General features: G+C 62.2%; 16 protein-coding genes, 1 tRNA gene and 1 pseudogene. 10 read left to right on the top strand and 8 right to left on the bottom strand.

Translation table 11 applies throughout. The features are described from left to right. Positions 1–180: 180 nt before the first annotated feature. From TK06_RS00175 to TK06_RS00185, 3 genes are all read right to left on the bottom strand, one after another. On the bottom strand, positions 181–1,011 hold the full coding sequence (locus tag TK06_RS00175; RefSeq protein WP_063320290.1) for an alpha/beta fold hydrolase: 831 nt from the start codon (positions 1,009–1,011) through the stop codon (positions 181–183). Positions 1,012–1,244: 233 nt separating this feature from the next. Continuing rightward, positions 1,245–1,601 carry a 6-carboxytetrahydropterin synthase QueD gene (queD, locus tag TK06_RS00180; protein WP_003203918.1) on the bottom strand — a complete coding sequence of 119 codons (357 nt, stop codon included), beginning with the start codon at positions 1,599–1,601 and terminating at the stop codon, positions 1,245–1,247. Between the two features lie 83 nt (positions 1,602–1,684). After that, the gene (locus TK06_RS00185) at positions 1,685–2,764 is read right to left on the bottom strand and encodes a hypothetical protein (RefSeq protein ID WP_063320291.1); all 1,080 of its coding nucleotides are present in this window, start codon (positions 2,762–2,764) and stop codon (positions 1,685–1,687) included. A gap of 143 nt (positions 2,765–2,907) precedes the next feature. Between TK06_RS00185 and TK06_RS00190 the strand changes: the two genes are divergently transcribed. From TK06_RS00190 to TK06_RS33300, 7 genes and pseudogenes are all read left to right on the top strand, one after another. Further along, positions 2,908–3,216 (top strand): PepSY domain-containing protein, encoded by a 309-nt coding sequence (locus TK06_RS00190; RefSeq protein WP_063320292.1) that lies wholly within the window; start codon positions 2,908–2,910, stop codon positions 3,214–3,216. Next, positions 3,216–3,527: a PepSY domain-containing protein gene (locus TK06_RS00195; RefSeq protein WP_063320293.1), complete on the top strand. Its 312-nt coding sequence runs from the start codon at positions 3,216–3,218 to the stop codon at positions 3,525–3,527. The genes TK06_RS00190 and TK06_RS00195 overlap by 1 nt, the downstream gene beginning before the upstream one ends. Next, a complete protein-coding gene (locus tag TK06_RS00200) occupies positions 3,527–4,195 on the top strand; it encodes a response regulator transcription factor (protein ID WP_063320294.1) in 669 nt (222 codons plus the stop codon). Before TK06_RS00195 ends, TK06_RS00200 begins: the two co-directional genes overlap by 1 nt. Continuing rightward, entirely contained in the window at positions 4,192–5,505 is a 1,314-nt protein-coding gene (locus TK06_RS00205; protein WP_063320295.1) for a sensor histidine kinase, read from the top strand. Before TK06_RS00200 ends, TK06_RS00205 begins: the two co-directional genes overlap by 4 nt. A gap of 253 nt (positions 5,506–5,758) precedes the next feature. Further along, complete coding sequence (locus TK06_RS00210) at positions 5,759–7,075, top strand: Na+/H+ antiporter family protein (protein ID WP_161951748.1); 1,317 nt, start codon at positions 5,759–5,761, stop codon at positions 7,073–7,075. 259 nt (positions 7,076–7,334) lie between these two features. Further along, positions 7,335–8,156: pseudogene (locus TK06_RS33295) on the top strand (cache domain-containing protein); the annotation flags it as partial. Positions 8,157–8,258: 102 nt separating this feature from the next. Next, a complete protein-coding gene (locus TK06_RS33300; protein WP_371856978.1) occupies positions 8,259–9,014 on the top strand; it encodes a methyl-accepting chemotaxis protein in 756 nt (251 codons plus the stop codon). Positions 9,015–9,191: 177 nt separating this feature from the next. Here TK06_RS33300 and yegQ read toward each other — a convergent pair whose 3' ends face one another. Continuing rightward, positions 9,192–10,523 (bottom strand): tRNA 5-hydroxyuridine modification protein YegQ, encoded by a 1,332-nt coding sequence (gene yegQ / locus TK06_RS00220; RefSeq protein ID WP_063325034.1) that lies wholly within the window; start codon positions 10,521–10,523, stop codon positions 9,192–9,194. 147 nt (positions 10,524–10,670) lie between these two features. On the opposite strand from yegQ, the gene TK06_RS00225 reads away from it, so the two are divergent. Further along, positions 10,671–11,732 (top strand): AI-2E family transporter, encoded by a 1,062-nt coding sequence (locus TK06_RS00225; RefSeq protein ID WP_063320298.1) that lies wholly within the window; start codon positions 10,671–10,673, stop codon positions 11,730–11,732. On the opposite strand, the gene TK06_RS00230 is transcribed toward TK06_RS00225, so the two are convergent. From TK06_RS00230 to TK06_RS00240, 3 genes are all read right to left on the bottom strand, one after another. After that, positions 11,729–11,911 carry a hypothetical protein gene (locus tag TK06_RS00230; protein WP_003203898.1) on the bottom strand — a complete coding sequence of 61 codons (183 nt, stop codon included), beginning with the start codon at positions 11,909–11,911 and terminating at the stop codon, positions 11,729–11,731. The genes TK06_RS00225 and TK06_RS00230 overlap by 4 nt on opposite strands. 89 nt (positions 11,912–12,000) lie before the next feature. Then, positions 12,001–12,195 (bottom strand): hypothetical protein, encoded by a 195-nt coding sequence (locus TK06_RS00235; RefSeq protein WP_063320299.1) that lies wholly within the window; start codon positions 12,193–12,195, stop codon positions 12,001–12,003. 248 nt (positions 12,196–12,443) lie between these two features. Beyond that, positions 12,444–12,519, bottom strand: a tRNA-Asn gene (locus TK06_RS00240). Positions 12,520–12,754: 235 nt separating this feature from the next. On the opposite strand from TK06_RS00240, the gene TK06_RS00245 reads away from it, so the two are divergent. Continuing rightward, a complete protein-coding gene (locus TK06_RS00245) occupies positions 12,755–12,982 on the top strand; it encodes a hypothetical protein (RefSeq protein WP_063320300.1) in 228 nt (75 codons plus the stop codon). Between the two features lie 212 nt (positions 12,983–13,194). Here the strand turns inward: TK06_RS00245 and TK06_RS00250 are convergent, their stop codons facing one another. Further along, positions 13,195–14,391, bottom strand: coding sequence for an amino acid aminotransferase (locus TK06_RS00250; RefSeq protein ID WP_063320301.1), 1,197 nt, complete (start codon positions 14,389–14,391; stop codon positions 13,195–13,197). Positions 14,392–14,722: 331 nt separating this feature from the next. On the opposite strand from TK06_RS00250, the gene uvrB reads away from it, so the two are divergent. Continuing rightward, complete coding sequence (uvrB, locus tag TK06_RS00255) at positions 14,723–16,738, top strand: excinuclease ABC subunit UvrB (protein WP_063320302.1); 2,016 nt, start codon at positions 14,723–14,725, stop codon at positions 16,736–16,738. The last annotated feature ends 43 nt before the right edge of the window (positions 16,739–16,781 follow it).

The following is a 16,781-nucleotide window of genomic DNA, read 5'->3' on the forward strand; positions in this document are numbered from 1 at the left end:
GTCCTTGCGGATGAGGGGTATATCGCAAACGTGCAGCGCCCGTGCCAAGCGAGTGATCGCGAGGTTATTTATAGACAATCCTGGGGATTGGGTGGGCGCAGGGACCAAAAGCGGTGCGCGAGTGATTCAAGTTGGAACACGGATCTCACTCGCAGGGAATTCCCTGTGGGAGCGGTTTCTTCAGGGACCAAGATGCAATGGCAGGAACCGCAACACCGCCGCGACGATGGCCTCCGGCGCGTCTTCCTGGACCAGGTGCCCGGCATTTGGAATGGGATGAAATTGTGCCCCTGGGATCATCCGTTGCAGGGCCCGGCCGCGCTCGATGGGAATCCACTGATCATCCTCGCCCCACAGGATCTGGGTCGGGCAGCGCACGTTCGGATACAGCCCCTCGGCTTCACGGGTGTAGCGTTCGTCCATCTGCGCGATCTGCCGGTAGAACGCCGCCTGGCCCGGCTCGCCAAGCCACGGCTGCACGTAGGGCGCCAGTTCCGCGTCCGGGATGTCCCGTTTGATCGCGCCGCGGACATAGGTCGGCACGATGGCCCGCTGAATGTAGTCGGGCAGGCCGCTGAAGGCCGCTTCATGCTGGCGGACATGCTGCACAAAGGGCGAACCCCAGGGTGACAGCGCCACGGGGTCGATCAGGGTCAGGCTGCGGTAATCCTTGCCGTTTAGCAGGTGCGTGCGCAGGGCCGTGGCACCGCCAAAGTCATGGGCCACCACATCCGGGCAATCCAGGCGCCAATGCTCCAGCAATTGTGCGAACAACAGGTTTTGCACGCCGAGGGACACTTCGGCATCGGGTTGTGCGGATTGGCCATACCCCAGCAGGTCGAAGTAATGCACCCGGTGGGTGGCGAAGAACAGCGGGGCGATCCGGTGCCACACGTAGGAAGAGAAGGGCGTGCCGTGGACAAACACCAACGGCGGGCCATCGCCCTGGATGGCGTAGCGGATGCAGTGCCCGTTGAAGTCGTATGTTTGATCCAGCGGCCAGTGGGTCATGATCGATACTCCCCTGAAAATGGCTCAGGGGCTAGAGCATAGGCCAATGCCATTGAGCAGGGGAGACACCCTTGTGGCGAGGGAGCTTGCTCCCGCTGGGCCGCGAAGCGGTCCTCAAGCCTGAGATTGCGGTGTATCAGGTTGAATCGAGTCGCTGCTTTTGGGGCTGCTGCGCAGCCCAGCGGGAGCAAGCTCCCTCGCCACAGGAAACTCCCTTGCCACAAGGAAAGGGGTTATTCGCCGTGGTAGATGCAACCGCTGGTGCAAGTCTCATGGATGCGGATGGCGCTGAGTTCCGGCAGCAAAGGCTTCAATTCATTCCAGATCCACTTGGCCAGGACTTCGCTGGTGGGGTTTTCCAGGCCAGGAATGTCGTTGAGGTAGTTGTGGTCCAGGCGCTCGTAGAGCGGCTTGAAGATCGCCTTGATTTCCGAGAAGTCGCGAATCCAGCCCGTGTGTGGATCGATGTCGCCGCTCAGGTGGATCGCCACTTTGAACGAGTGGCCGTGAAGGCGGCCGCACTTGTGGCCGTCCGGCACGTGGGGCAGGCGGTGGGCGGATTCGAAGGTAAATTCTTTGAAGATTTCCACAGGTTCGGGCTCTTTAAGGTAGCGGTCGCGAGGCAGGCGGCGGAGTTTATCAGTTTGATAACGGTGTTGCGCGACCGTGCTGACTAAAGGGTCAGCAAACGCTCGCCCAACCTGCCGTTGGCCGTCAGTTCCAGGAACTCGTCACCGAGCCGGCGGCTTTCGTCCATCGCCGTGCGCCAGTACTGGCGGCGGCTCGTGTCATCGCCCATGAACCGCTTGAAGTCGTTACGGTCTGGCAGCTTGCCGTAGGGCAGGCGCGCCAGGTATTCACGGGACGGCGCCAGCAGCAGCACGTCTTGCAGGCGGTCGACGTTGCCCCGGCGCCACGGCAGGCCCTTGTCGAACCAGCCGGGAATGACCCGGTCGGTGAAATGCGGGTAGAGCACGATGTCCTCGCCGCTGTAGGGCAGGTCGAGGTGGTAGTCCAGCAGACCGCCGTCGCGGTAGGTGCCGGCACCGGCGCCCGGCAGGTCGCGCACGCCTTCCATCACCATCGGGATCGAGCCCGAGGCCAGCAGGGCCTGGCGCAGGTTGCCGGCCGCCAGCGGAACGAAACGTGACGGAAAGTCATTCAACGGATGCAGGGGCGGGGCCAGGCGCGGGTCATGGATGATCAGCCGTTCGAAATGCCGCGACAGCCGTGCCCGACCTCGCAAGTTGTCGGCAATCACCGACGACAAGCCCAGGCCCAGTCGGCCGCGATGATCCTGGGCCAGCAGGCCGTGGCTCTTGACCACCATGATGTTGAGCCGGTATCGCGGGTTATCGAGGATCGACGCATCGCGGCCGTCGAGCAAATCATCGAGCATGCGTTGCGAACTCTGGCTGACCCCGGCCATGGTCACGCCTTTGGCAAAGCTTTGTTCGTTGTACAAGGTGCCCAGGCGCCGGATGCCCTCGGCGGCATCCGGCAGGCAGGCGCTGGCGAAGCGCCAGGCACCCACCGAGGCCCCGATCAGCGAGCGCTCCCGGGGCGCGGCGGGCAGCCATTCGTCGAACAGCGCCAAGTCCAGCCCCTGGATGCCCAGGGCCTTGGGACCACCGGCAGCGCCCGGCAGGATGCCGACGTCGGCGGCGTTCAAGCCGGCCTGGCGAATCCGCGCGAACGCACGGGGGCCGGCCTTGAGGGTGAGGGCGGGAAACTTGATGTGGATGGCGGTCATACCGGTCTCGAATGCGGGTAAGCGGCTGATTATAACGACACAAAACCTTGTTATTGATGTGGGTCCCATGATGGCCATTCAGTTTCAGTTAAGTTCACCCCGATACAGTCCCCCCGGTAAAGATTATAAGAAGGAGATACCCCATGAACCGCCTGACTGCCTTTTTTATCGCGACCCTGATGGCACTGGGAACCAGCCTGGTTCACGCACGAGACCTGGACACGGACGAAGCCCGCAAACTGCAAGACGCTGGTACCATCCTGTCCTTTGAAAAACTCAACGCCGCTGCCCTGGCCGAACACCCTGGCGCCACCTTGACCGATACCGAGCTGGACGAAGAGTACGGCAAGTACATTTACCAGGTGGATTTGCGCGATACGAAGGGCATTGAGTGGGATCTGGAATTGGACGCCACCAACGGCAAGGTGCTCAAGAATCATCAGGATACGTAATGAAGCTTAATCTGCGCGCCCATAATCGATGGGCGCTGGCGCTGCTGGCGTTTTGTTCGCTGGCCGTGGCCCGGGACCTGGATCAGGACGAGGCCCTGCAACTGCGCCAGCAGGGTGTGATCTTGCCGCTGGAGCAACTGCTGCAACAGGCGCTGGACCTGCACCCGGGCGCCAAACTGCTGGAAGCCGAGCTGGAGGAGAAACACGGCGTCTATATTTATGAGGTCGAGTTGCTGGACACCGACGGCGTCGTGCGCGAATTGGACCTGGAGGCCGCGACCGGCCGCTTACTCAAAGATAAGGAAGACTGATGCGCCTGCTTCTGGTGGAAGATCACGTGCCCCTGGCCGACGAACTGATGGCCGGACTTGCACGCCAGGGCTACGCCGTCGACTGGCTCGCCGATGGTCGCGACGCGGTATACCAGGGCAGCAGCGAACCCTACGACCTGATCATCCTCGATCTCGGCCTGCCGGGCGTGCCGGGGCTTGAGGTGCTCGCCCAATGGCGTGCCGGTGGCTTGAGCACGCCAGTGTTGATCCTTACCGCACGCGGTTCCTGGGCCGAGCGCATCGAAGGCCTCAAGGCCGGGGCCGACGATTACCTGACCAAACCTTTTCATCCTGAAGAGCTGCAGTTGCGGATCCAGGCGTTGCTGCGCCGCTCCCACGGCCAGGTCAACCAGCCGACGCTGAAGTCGGCCGGGTTGCACCTGGATGAGAGTCGCCAGTGCGTGGTCCGCGACGGCACCGACATCCAGCTCACGGCCGCCGAGTTCCGCCTGTTGCGCTATTTCATGCTGCATCCCGAGCAGATCCTTTCTAAAAGCCATCTCGCCGAACACCTGTACGACGGTGAGACCGAGCGCGATTCCAACGTGCTTGAAGTCCACGTCAATCACCTGCGGCGCAAGCTGGGCCGCAGCGTGATCGAAACCCGTCGCGGCCAGGGTTACCTGTTCGGCGGGCAGGCGCAGTGAGATCCATCCAGCGGCGCCTGAGCCTGGGGTTGATCGGTGTGATGGTGGTGGTCGGCCTGGTTCTGGCACAGACCAGCCTGTGGTTGTTCGAGCTGGGCTTGCAGCGTTACCTGGAAGCCGGGCTGCGCAACGACAGCGAAAACCTGCTGGTGGCCCTGGTGCGCGGCCCGCAGGGGCTGCAACTGGATGAACGACGCTTGTCGCCGGCCTATCAGCGGCCGTTTTCCGGGCATTATTTCCGTATCGACTTTGCCGATGTGCACTGGCGCTCCCGCTCCCTGTGGGACCAGGAATTGCCCCGGCTCGACCACCCGGGCCTGCACAGCAACCTGCAACTGGGGCCCGAGGGCCAGAAGCTGCTGGTGCTGCGCACCGACTATCGACGGCTGGGCCAGGCGATCTCCATCAGCGTGGCCCAGGATTACACGCCGGTGCGTGACAGCTTCCGCCGAATGCAGCAGATCGGCCTGGGGCTCGGGTTGGCGGGGTTACTGTTGATTCTGTTGCTGCAACGCATCACCGTGCGCCGCGCCTTGCGTCCGCTGGACCGGGCGCGGGAGCAGATTGCCCAGTTGCAGCGCGGGCAGCGTTCGCAACTCGACGAACAGGTGCCACGGGAGCTGGAACCGCTGGTGGCGCAAATCAACCATCTGCTGGCCCACACCGAGGACAGCCTCAAGCGTTCGCGCAACGCATTGGGCAACCTCGGCCATGCCTTGAAGACCCCGCTGGCGGTGCTGCAAAGCCTGGCTTCGAACGAGAAGCTCGATCCGTATCCCGAGTTGCGCAAGCTGCTGCTCGATCAACTGGAGCAGGTCCGCCAGCGCCTGAACCGGGAACTCAACCGCGCCCGCTTGTCCGGCGATGCCTTGCCCGGCGCGCACCTGGACTGCGATGCCGAGCTGCCGGGATTGCTCGCCACGCTGAACATGATCCACGGCGAACACCTGCACCTGAGCTACGCCGCCCCGCCGGGCCTGCACCTGCCGTGGGATCGTGAAGACCTGCTGGAGCTGTTGGGCAACCTGCTGGACAACGCCTGCAAATGGGCCGACGCCGAAGTGCGCCTGACCATGACCGAGACAGCCGACGGATTCAGCCTGGCCGTGGAAGACGACGGCCCGGGCATCCCCAGGGATCGCCGCGACCAGGTGTTCAGCCGCGGCACGCGGCTGGATGAACAGACCGATGGACACGGCCTGGGCCTGGGCATCGTGCGGGACATCGTCGACACCTGGGGTGGCCTGCTGGCGTTGGACGACAGCGAGTGGGGTGGATTGAAGGTCGTGATTGAGTTGCCCAAGCGCTGACCTCTATCGCATGGCGCCGCCCTCATGTGGGTGCGAGCTTGCTCGCGATGGCGTCAGTTCAGCCACATGGATAGCTACCGAAAGATCGCTATCGCGAGCAAGCTCGCTCCCACAAGGGTGGGGCGGTGGTGGTCGTCAATATTGCGAGATTTGAAAACCCGCCCCACGGCCCTTGCAGCTTGCCGCCGCTTGCTGCAAAGTCGCGACCTTTTTGTCCGGTGGCTTTCCATCGCTGTGCTTTGAGGTAATGATGATAAATGCAGTAATTGCCGCGGTTGGCGTCATGCTGGTGCTCAGCCTGGCCCGCGTGCATGTGGTGATCGCGCTGATTATCGGTGCGTTGGTGGGTGGCCTGACGGGTGGCCTGGGGATCGAGGCGACGCTCAAGGCGTTCAATGCCGGCCTGGGTGGTGGTGCGACGGTGGCGCTGTCCTACGCCTTGCTCGGCGCTTTCGCCGTGGCGATTGCCAAGTCCGGCATGGCCCACGCCCTGGCGGACAAAGCCCTGGCCCTGGTGGATCGCCAGGACACTGCCGGCGGCAGGGGCGTCAAATGGGTGCTGATCGGTTTGCTGGGAACGGTCGCGGTCGCCTCCCAGAACATTTTGCCGATCCATATCGCTTTCATTCCGTTGCTGGTGCCGCCGCTGCTCTATGTGCTGACCAAGTTGCAGCTGGACCGTCGGTTGATCGCCTGCGTCATGACCTTCGGCCTGATCACGCCCTACATGTTCCTGCCGGTTGGTTTCGGCAATATCTTCCTCAACGAAATCCTCCTGGCCAACATCGCCCGCAGCGGTGTGGACGTCAGCGGCATCAACGTCACCCATGCCATGGGCATCCCGGCGCTGGGCATGGTGTTTGGTCTGCTGTTGTCGTTGTTCTCCTACCGCAAGAAGCGCGTCTATGACCTGAAGAAAATCGCCCGGGTCGAGCAAGTGGCCGTGCGCTACAACCCACTGAGCCTGATGGTGGCCGGTTTTGCGGTGGCGGCGGCGTTCGCGGTGCAACTGCTGGTGGACTCGATGATCATCGGCGCCCTGGTCGGGTTCCTGATTTTCTCGCTGTCGGGGGTGGTGCGCTGGCGCGAGACTGACGACCTGTTCACCGAAGGCATGAAGATGATGGCGATGATCGGCTTCATCATGATCGCGGCCTCAGGCTTCGCCGAAGTGATGAAGGCCACCGGCGAAGTCCAGAGCCTGGTGGAGTCTTCGGCGGCCTGGATCGGCCACAACAAGGGCATTGGCGCGCTGATGATGTTGCTGGTGGGGCTGCTGGTGACCATGGGCATCGGCTCGTCGTTTTCCACGGTGCCGATCCTGGCGACGATTTTCGTGCCACTGTGCCTGCAACTGGGCTTCAGCCCGCTGGCGATCGTCTGCATCGTCGGCACCGCCGGCGCCCTGGGCGATGCCGGCTCGCCCGCCTCGGACTCGACCCTGGGCCCGACCTCCGGCCTGAACATCGACGGCCAGCACCATCACATCTGGGACACCGTGGTCCCGACCTTCATCCACTACAACCTGCCGCTGCTGGTGTTTGGTTGGGTGGCGGCGATGGTGTTGTAAGGCTGATTCAACAGGGCTCAAGGACCGAGTCGCATCCTTCGCGAGCAAGCCCGCTCCCACACTGGATCCGCAATGAACACAGAATATGTGTGCACCAGCGATCCCTTGTGGGAGCGGGCTTGCTCGCGATGAGTCCTTTGAATCCCGCGAAGAAGTTGCTATCTGTACGCGATAGCCGGTTAAACCTGTCCTACAGTTTTGCCGTGCGGTGCCGTTAATACAGCTAACCACGCCAATAACACCTACAAGAGTGAACAGCATGCGCCTGAGCCTGAAGGCTAAAGTCCTGTCCCTTGCGATACTGCCGGTATTGCTGTCCGCCGTGATCATCAGCCTGACCACGGCTTTCATCTTGAAGGAGCAAGCTAGCAAAGAGGTCCAGCAGACCCGCGAACGCCTGCTCAGCGAGGCCAAGGCCACGCTGCAGAACTATGTGGCAGTGGGCCTGACCGCGATCAAGCCGCTCTACGATGCCGCTACGCCTGGCGATAATGAAGCGCGTGCCCAGGCGATCAAGCTGCTGTCGAACATCAGCTACGGCAAGGACGGCTATTTCTTCGGCTACGACTCCGAGACCATTCGTCTGTTCAAGGCCAACAGCCCCGATGGCGTTGGCAAGAGTTTCAAGGACAACCGCGACCCGAACGGTGTCTACGTCAACCGCGACCTGGTGAAAGTCGCCAAGGACGGAACGCATTATCTGGAATACAGCTCGCCACTGCCCGGCAGCCAGGACTTGGTGCCCAAGCTCGGCTACACCGAGTACCTGTCCAAGTGGGACCTGGCAGTCGGTAGCTCAGTCAACCTGGACGGCATCGAGGCCCAGGTGGCCCTGGTGGAAGCCAAGGTCCACGATCGTGTACAAGGCGTGATATTGAGCATTGTCGGGATCGCCGCCGTGGTGTTGCTGGTGATCGCGGTCGTGGGCCTGTTGCTGGCCAATGCGATCCTGCGTCCCCTGCACCTGATGAAAGACAACCTCGACGACATCGCCGCGGGCGAGGGCGACCTGACCCGTCGCCTGACCATCACCAGCCAGGACGAGCTCGGCCAACTGGCCGGTTCGTTCAACCGCTTCGTCGACAAGATCCACGGCCTGGTGCGGCAGATCACCGACATGACCTCGCAACTGACCGGGCTGGTGACGCAAGTCTCCGAGCAGGCCCAGCGCTCCGAACAGGCCATGGAACGCCAGCGCCACGAAACCGATCAGGTCGCCACGGCGATCAACGAGATGTCCTCGGCCGCCCAGGAAGTCGCCCGCAGCGCCCAGGGTGCCGCTGTCGCGGCCCAGCAGACCGACGAGGAAGGACAATCGGCCAAGCGTGTGGTGGCCGGCAGCATCCAGCAGATTCATGCGTTGGTGAACGATATCCGCAGCAGCGGCGTGTCCCTGGACAGCCTGCAGCAGGACGTGGCCTCGATCGTCAGCGTGCTCGGAGTGATTCGTTCGATTGCCGAGCAGACCAACCTGCTGGCCCTCAACGCCGCCATCGAGGCCGCGCGTGCCGGGGAGGCGGGGCGTGGGTTCGCGGTGGTGGCCGATGAAGTACGGGCCCTGGCCAGCCGGACCCAGCAGAGCACCCAGGAAATCCAGGGCATGATCGATCGCCTGCAATCAGGCACCCACGCGGCGGTGGAAGCGATGCGCCGTTCCAGTGAGGCCGGCGACGGCACCTCGGAACGGGCCAACGAGGCGGGCGCCTCCCTGGACACCATGGCGCAACTGATCGGCACCATCAACTCGATGAACGCCCAGATCGCCAGCGCTGCCGAAGAACAGACCGCGGTGGCCGAGGAAATCAACCGCAGCGTGCATCAGATCGCCGTGGCCGTGGACAGCGTCGCCGACGAAACCCAACTCGGCGCCCAGACCTCCCGCAGCCTGGCTGACCTGGGCCAGCGCCTGGGCAAGCTGGTGGGGCAGTTCCGGATCTGATCCGGCGCAGCAGGAGCTGCCGAAGGCTGCGATCTTTTGCTCTCGATCCAGATGTTTTCACCCGGGCAACCGGGTCTTATCGAGAAAGAAGGATCGCAGCCTTCGGCAGTTCCTGCCGGGTAAGTGGCGAGGGAGCAAGCTCCCTCGCCACATTGCCACATTGCCACATTGCCATAATCAGGCAGGCAACTCGCGCACATCGCGCATCAACAACCCAAACCGCAGGTCCACCGCATCCGGGATGGGCAGGTACACCACGTGTCCATCCCCCGGTGCCACCTCGATGCCCTGGCCTTTGGCATTCTGCAACTGATGCAGGTCGAAGTGGAAATTGCCCTTGGGGGTCATCAGTTCCATGTGATCCCCCAGGCCAAAGCGGTTCTTCACCCGCACTTCGGCCAGGCGTTCGCGCCGTGCGCCGGTCAGTTCGCCGACGAACTGCTGGCGCTCCGACACCGAGCTGCCGTTCTGGTAGTTCTGGTATTCGTCGTGCACGTGGCGCCTCAGAAAACCTTCGGTGTAGCCGCGCTGGGCCAGGGACTCCAGGTCGGTCATCAGGCCACGATCGAATTCCCGGCCGGCCACCGCGTCATCGATGGCCCGGCGATACACCTGGGTGGTGCGCGCGCAATAGAAGTGCGACTTGGTCCGGCCTTCGATCTTCAGCGAATGCACGCCCATGCGCGCCAGGCGCTCGACGTGTTGTACGGCGCGCAGGTCCTTGGCATTCATGATGTAGGTGCCGTGTTCGTCCTCGAAGGCCGGCATGGATTCTTCCGGGCGGTTGGCTTCCTGGAGCAAAAACACTTGGTCAGTGGGCGCGCCGAGACCCAGGGTCGGCTCGGGCTGATAGCTCTGCACAATGTCGCCCACGATATTTTCCACCGCCGGTTGTGCCGCATATTTCCAGCGACAGGCATTGGTGCAACTGCCCTGGTTGGCGTCGCGCTTGTTTAAATAGCCGGACAGCAGGCAGCGCCCGGAATAAGCCATGCACAGCGCTCCGTGGACGAACACTTCCAATTCCATGGCCGGCACCTGCTCGCGGATCTCGGCGATTTCCTCCAGGGACAGTTCCCGGGACAGGATGATCCGGCTCAAGCCCTGCTGCTGCCAGAACTCGACGCTCGCCCAGTTCACCGTGTTGGCCTGCACCGACAGGTGAATCGGCATCTGGGGGAAGTGCCGGCGCACCAGCATGATCAGCCCCGGGTCGGACATGATCAGCGCGTCCGGCGCCATGGCGATCACCGGTTCAAGGTCTTTGAGGAAGGTGCGCAGCTTGGCGTTGTGCGGGGCAATGTTCACCACCACGTAGAAGCGCTTGCCCATGGCCTGGGCCTCGGCAATACCCAAGGCCAGATTCGCATGGTCGAACTCGTTGTTGCGCACCCGCAGGCTGTAGCGCGGCTGGCCGGCATACACCGCATCGGCACCGTAGGCGAAGGCATAGCGCATGTTTTTCAGGGTACCGGCGGGAGCCAGCAGTTCGGGGGCGGCGAGGGTCATGATGGCGTCGGATCGCAAAAGGCGGCGAGGGTAGCCCATGGTCGGCCAGGCCTTATTGATCTGAATCAATGCACGGCGCAAACGAGAAGGCACTCCCACGAGTCCTGGCTGACTAATGTTTATCCCGCCTTAGGACATGGAAAGCTGATGAATCGAAAGATGCTGCAAAACAAAGCCCAGATGCTGCTCCTGGTGCTGGTCACCATCGCGTTCATCTGGATTCTGCTGCCGTTTTACGGCGCGGTGTTCTGGGCGGTGATCCTGGGCATCGTCTTTGCGCCGATGCAGCGCCGCCTGCAGTTGAAATTCGGCTGGCACCGCAATGTCACGTCGCTGTTCACGTTGAGCATCTGTGTGGTCAGCGCGATCTTGCCGGTGATCATCATCAGTACGTTGTTGGTCCAGGAAGGCGCGGCGCTGTACAAGAGCCTGGAAAGCGGAGAACTGGACATTGCCGATTACCTGGCCCGTTTCAAGGATGCCTTGCCGCCGTACTTTCAGCACCTGCTGGACCGCTTCGGCCTGGGCAACCTGAACGGCTTGCGCGACAAGATCGTCAGGAGCGCGATGCAGGGCAGCGAGTTCTTCGCCACCCAGGCCTTCAGTTTCGGGCAGGGCACCTTTCAGTTCATGGTCAGCTTCTTCGTGATGATCTACCTGCTGTTCTTCTTTCTGCGCGACGGCGCGGAGCTGGTGCGTAAGGTGCGCATGGCCATTCCCTTGGCGGAACACCAAAAGCGCCGCCTGCAGCTGAAGTTCAATCGAGTGGTGCGCGCCACGGTGAAAGGCAACCTGCTGGTCGCCATCAGCCAGGGGGCGCTGGGTGGGCTGATCTTCTGGGTCCTGGGGATTTCGACGGTGTTGCCCTGGGCGGTGCTGATGGCGTTCCTGTCGTTGTTGCCAGCGGTGGGGGCGGGCCTCGTCTGGGCGCCGGTGGCGGTGTATTTCCTGCTTTCCGGGGCGATCTGGCAGGGCGTGGTGCTGACGCTGTTCGGGGTGTTCGTGATCGGCCTGGTGGACAATTTCCTGCGCCCGATCCTGGTGGGCAAGGACACCAAGATGCCCGACTACATGGTGCTGGTCTCGACACTGGGCGGGCTGGCGGTGTTCGGGCTCAATGGCTTCGTGATCGGGCCGCTGATCGCCGCGCTGTTCATGTCGAGTTGGGCCCTGTTCGTCGAAACCACGCCGCGGGTGCAGTTGCCCTAGGCGCTCAGCAGATACGGGCCGATGCGTTGCGACAGGGCCTGGGCGGCGGGCAGTGAAGTCAGCGGGCCGCTGATGGTCACGCCGTCTTGCACCAGATACCAGCAGGCCAGCAACCCGAGCTCCCGGAGTGGGGCAGGGACGGCGCTGCCAATGACAGACATGATTTGAACCTTGGGCATGGGAAACCTCCATCAATCGATGGGGTTACCTTACGACTCAGTGGGGGTAACGAAAAATCAACCGGCTCAATAGTAGGAATCGATGCCGCTCAATCGACGACCAGATCGAGCATGTGCACCACTTCCTGCTCGTTGAGCAGGCCCTTGCGCACCAGGTTTTCCGTCAGTAGGGAAAGGAACTTGGCGCTGCGGTGGCCTTCGAGTTGCTTGAGTTCGGTCAGCACGTTGTACACCTTGCTGGAGGTGCACAGGCCGACGATGCGATGGGGGTTTTGTGTGGGCATACCTTCGTCCTTGTTTTTATGAAGCTGTTGTTGGCGGACAGAGCCAGTTTGCGGCCCTGTCATGACGCTCACGTGACAGCTTGGGTTGTTGGAAAAAAGAAAGCAGGATTCAGACCATAATGCCTTTTTGGCGCCGGATTATTGTTCCTGTAGCGACCTCGGCAAGTCTTTTCAACCAGCTGCGCTTAAATTTTTCCCACAAAAAAGCCCCTGAACCTTTCGATTCAGGGGCTTGATTGCTTGCTATCTGGCTCCACGACCTGGACTCGAACCAGGGACCCAGTGATTAACAGTCACTTGCTCTACCAACTGAGCTATCGCGGAATGGCGCGTATGTTACTGATTGGAAAAGAGAAGTCAAGCGTCCATTGCCGCACGGCGCATTCCTGGTGCCCTTTGACGGTCAATCAACGATTGGCAGTTACCGTCAGGGCAGGAGAGGACTACCATGGTCGCCCGGAAGTGGCAGGATGCGCTGCCGGCCATTCGCCGACATTAAGGTACGCGCCATGAACCACCTGTTACCTCTTCTCAGTGCCCGCCGCGCCGAGGTGCTCTTGTGAGTACCGCCCAGATCAGCTTGCCCAAGGGTGTGGGGCCTCATGCCGAGAAACTGTACGACGCCATCACCCAGGCCAGCACGGCTGAGGAATTGAACCGTGCCGGGGGCAAGGCCGAGGGTTTTGTCCTGGGGCTGGAAAGTACCAAGGCGATCAAGAGCCAGGTGGCCGAGTCGCTGTACGTCGTGTACGACGATGCGGCGAGCCAGCGGGCGACGGAGTTGTAGTTCTGGAGGCTTTTTGTGGCGAGGGAGCTTGCTCCCGCTGGGCTGCGTAGCAGCCCCAGGAAATGCTTGAGCCAATCAGTCTGACACACCGCGGTGGCTGGCTTTAGGGCCGCTTCGCAGCCCAGCGGGAGCAAGCTCCCTCGCCACGGGGCGGTGTGCGGGCTCAAAAAAAACGGGAAGCCATGGCTTCCCGTTCTTCATTACAGAGACCTTCAGATCACCTGTACGATGGCCTTGGTCACCGCATCGATGTTGTTCTGGTTCAGCGCGGCCACGCAGATGCGGCCGGTGTCCAGGGCATAGATGCCGAACTCGTTGCGCAGGCGTGTCACTTGTTCAACGGTCAGACCGGAGTAGGAGAACATCCCGCTCTGGCGTGCGACGAAGCTGAAGTCGTGGTGCGGGGCGGCCTTGGCCAGCATGTCCACCATCTGGATGCGCATGCCGCGAATGCGCAGGCGCATTTCGGCCAGCTCGGCTTCCCACTGGGCCCGCAGTTCCGGGCTGTTGAGCACGGCGGCGACGATGCTGGCGCCGTGGGTCGGTGGGTTGGAGTAGTTGGTGCGGATCACGCGCTTGACCTGGGACAGCACGCGGGCACTTTCTTCTTTCGATTCGCTGACGATCGACAGGGCGCCGACGCGCTCGCCGTACAGGGAGAACGACTTGGAGAACGAGCTGGAGGCAAAGAAGGTCAGGCCCGACTCGGCGAACAGGCGCACGGCCGCCGCGTCTTCGTCGATACCGGCGCCAAAGCCCTGGTAGGCCATGTCCAGGAACGGAACGTGGTTCTTGGCCTTGACCACGGCCAGCACGTTTTTCCAGTCTTCCGGGCTCAGGTCCACGCCGGTCGGGTTGTGGCAGCAGGCGTGCAGCACAACGATGGAGCGGTCGGGCAGGGCGTTGAGGTCTTCCAGCAGGCCGCTGCGGTTCACGTCGTGGGTGGCGGCGTCGTAGTAGCGGTAGTTCTGCACCGGGAAACCAGCGGTTTCGAACAGGGCGCGGTGGTTTTCCCAGCTTGGGTCGCTGATGGCGACGACGGCGTCAGGCAGCAGTTGCTTGAGGAAGTCGGCACCGATCTTCAGTGCACCGGTGCCGCCCACGGCCTGGGTGGTGATGACGCGACCGGAGGTGATCAGCGGCGAATCCTTGCCGAACAGCAAGGTCTGCACGGCCTGGTCGTAGGCGGCGATGCCGTCGATCGGCAAGTAGCCACGGGAAACGTGCTGAGCCACGCGAGCCGTCTCGGCCTCGACAACGGCGCGCAGGAGTGGAATACGCCCCTCTTCATTGCAGTAAACACCCACACCCAGGTTGACCTTGTTGGTACGGGTGTCGGCGTTGAAAGCTTCGTTGAGGCCCAGGATGGGGTCGCGGGGTGCCAATTCGACAGCGGAAAACAGGCTCATTATTGCGCGGCTCTAATGGAGAGTGAGGGGAGGTGTGGCGCTCCAGCCGAATGCACTAGAGCGGTGCACAAACGGGGAGCTAGTATAGAGGCCATCACTCGGCACGGCGACAGGCGATTCGGCTTTCAGGCTAAGTTTTTTCGATTTTTTTCGACCGTTAGTCCTTTCGCCGCGTCAAAGTCTTCAAGGCGTGTAGGACGTTCGTCTTGAAAGCGAAGGCATTCACCTCCACATTGTGTGCATCCCAGCTTTTTCCTCGGGCGACACCCGTCGTTTCGGTCTTTCTCGTTCCTGTCGGCTGGCCGACAGGGGTGAATCCAGAGGTTATGTCATGTCTGAATTCCAGCTAGTCACCCGCTTCCAGCCCGCCGGCGATCAGCCGGAAGCCATCCGCCTGATGGTCGAGGGCATCGAGGCCGGGCTGGCGCACCAGACGTTGCTCGGTGTGACCGGTTCGGGCAAGACCTTCAGCATCGCCAACGTGATCGCCCAGATTCAGCGCCCGACCCTGGTACTGGCGCCGAACAAGACCTTGGCGGCGCAGCTGTACGGCGAGTTCAAGGCGTTTTTCCCGAATAACGCCGTGGAATACTTCGTTTCCTACTACGACTACTACCAGCCCGAGGCCTACGTGCCGTCGTCGGACACCTTCATCGAGAAGGATGCCTCGATCAACGATCACATCGAACAGATGCGACTGTCGGCGACCAAGGCCTTGCTCGAGCGCAAGGACGCGATCATCGTCACCACGGTGTCGTGCATCTACGGCCTGGGCAGCCCGGAAACCTACTTGAAGATGGTGCTGCACGTGGACCGTGGCGACAAACTCGACCAACGCGCCTTGCTGCGGCGCCTGGCGGACTTGCAGTACACCCGCAACGACATGGATTTCGCCCGGGCGACGTTCCGGGTGCGTGGCGATGTGATCGACATCTACCCGGCGGAATCGGACCTGGAAGCGATTCGCATCGAGCTGTTCGACGATGAAGTGGAGAGCCTCTCGGCGTTCGACCCGCTGACCGGTGAAGTGATCCGCAAGTTGCCACGCTTCACGTTCTACCCCAAGAGCCACTATGTGACGCCCCGGGAAACCCTGCTGGACGCCATCGAAGGAATCAAGGTCGAGTTGCAGGAGCGCCTGGAATACCTGCGTTCGAACAACAAGCTGGTGGAAGCCCAGCGTCTGGAGCAGCGGACCCGGTTCGACCTGGAGATGATCCTGGAGCTGGGCTACTGCAACGGCATCGAAAACTATTCGCGCTACCTGTCGGGCCGTCCGGCGGGCGCGCCACCCCCCACCTTGTATGACTACCTGCCGGCCGATGCCCTGCTGGTCATCGACGAGTCCCACGTCAGCGTGCCCCAGGTCGGCGCCATGTACAAAGGCGACCGTTCGCGCAAGGAAACCCTGGTGGAATACGGTTTCCGCCTGCCCTCGGCCCTGGACAACCGGCCGATGCGCTTCGATGAATGGGAAAGCGTGAGCCCGCAGACGATTTTTGTCTCGGCCACCCCTGGCAACTACGAAGCCGAGCATGCCGGGCGGGTGGTCGAGCAAGTGGTGCGACCGACCGGGCTGGTGGACCCGCAAGTCGAGGTGCGCCCGGCGCTGACCCAGGTGGACGACCTGCTCTCGGAAATCTCCAAGCGCGTGGCGCTGGAAGAGCGAGTGCTGGTCACCACGCTGACCAAGCGCATGGCCGAAGACCTTACCGACTACCTGGCCGACCACGGCGTGCGGGTGCGTTACCTGCACTCGGACATCGACACGGTGGAGCGGGTCGAGATCATTCGCGACCTGCGCCTGGGCACTTTCGATGTGTTGGTGGGGATCAACCTGCTGCGCGAAGGCCTGGACATGCCGGAAGTGTCGCTGGTGGCGATTCTCGACGCCGACAAGGAAGGTTTCCTGCGTTCCGAGCGTTCGTTGATCCAGACCATCGGTCGTGCGGCACGTAACCTCAATGGCCGGGCGATTCTGTATGCCGACCGCATCACCGGCTCCATGGAGCGGGCCATCGGCGAGACCGAGCGCCGTCGCGACAAACAGATCGCCTTCAACCTGGCCAACGGCATTACCCCCAAAGGCGTGTTCAAGGACGTCGCCGACATCATGGAGGGCGCCACCGTGCCCGGCTCGCGCAGCAAGAAGCGCAAGGGCATGGCCAAGGCGGCCGAAGAGAGCGCTCGTTACGAGGCCGAACTGCGCTCGCCAAGCGAAATCACCAAGCGCATCCGGCAGTTGGAAGAGAAGATGTACCAGTTGGCCCGGGACCTGGAGTTCGAGGCGGCGGCGCAGTTGCGCGATGAGATTGGCAAGTTGCGCGAGCGTTTGCTGGTTGTCTGAGGTTGTGTGGCGACCTTAAGGGCGTCATCGCGAGCAAGCTCGC

This window comes from Pseudomonas fluorescens (assembly GCF_001623525.1).
GTDB classification, from domain to species: Bacteria; Pseudomonadota; Gammaproteobacteria; order Pseudomonadales; family Pseudomonadaceae; genus Aquipseudomonas; species Aquipseudomonas fluorescens_Q.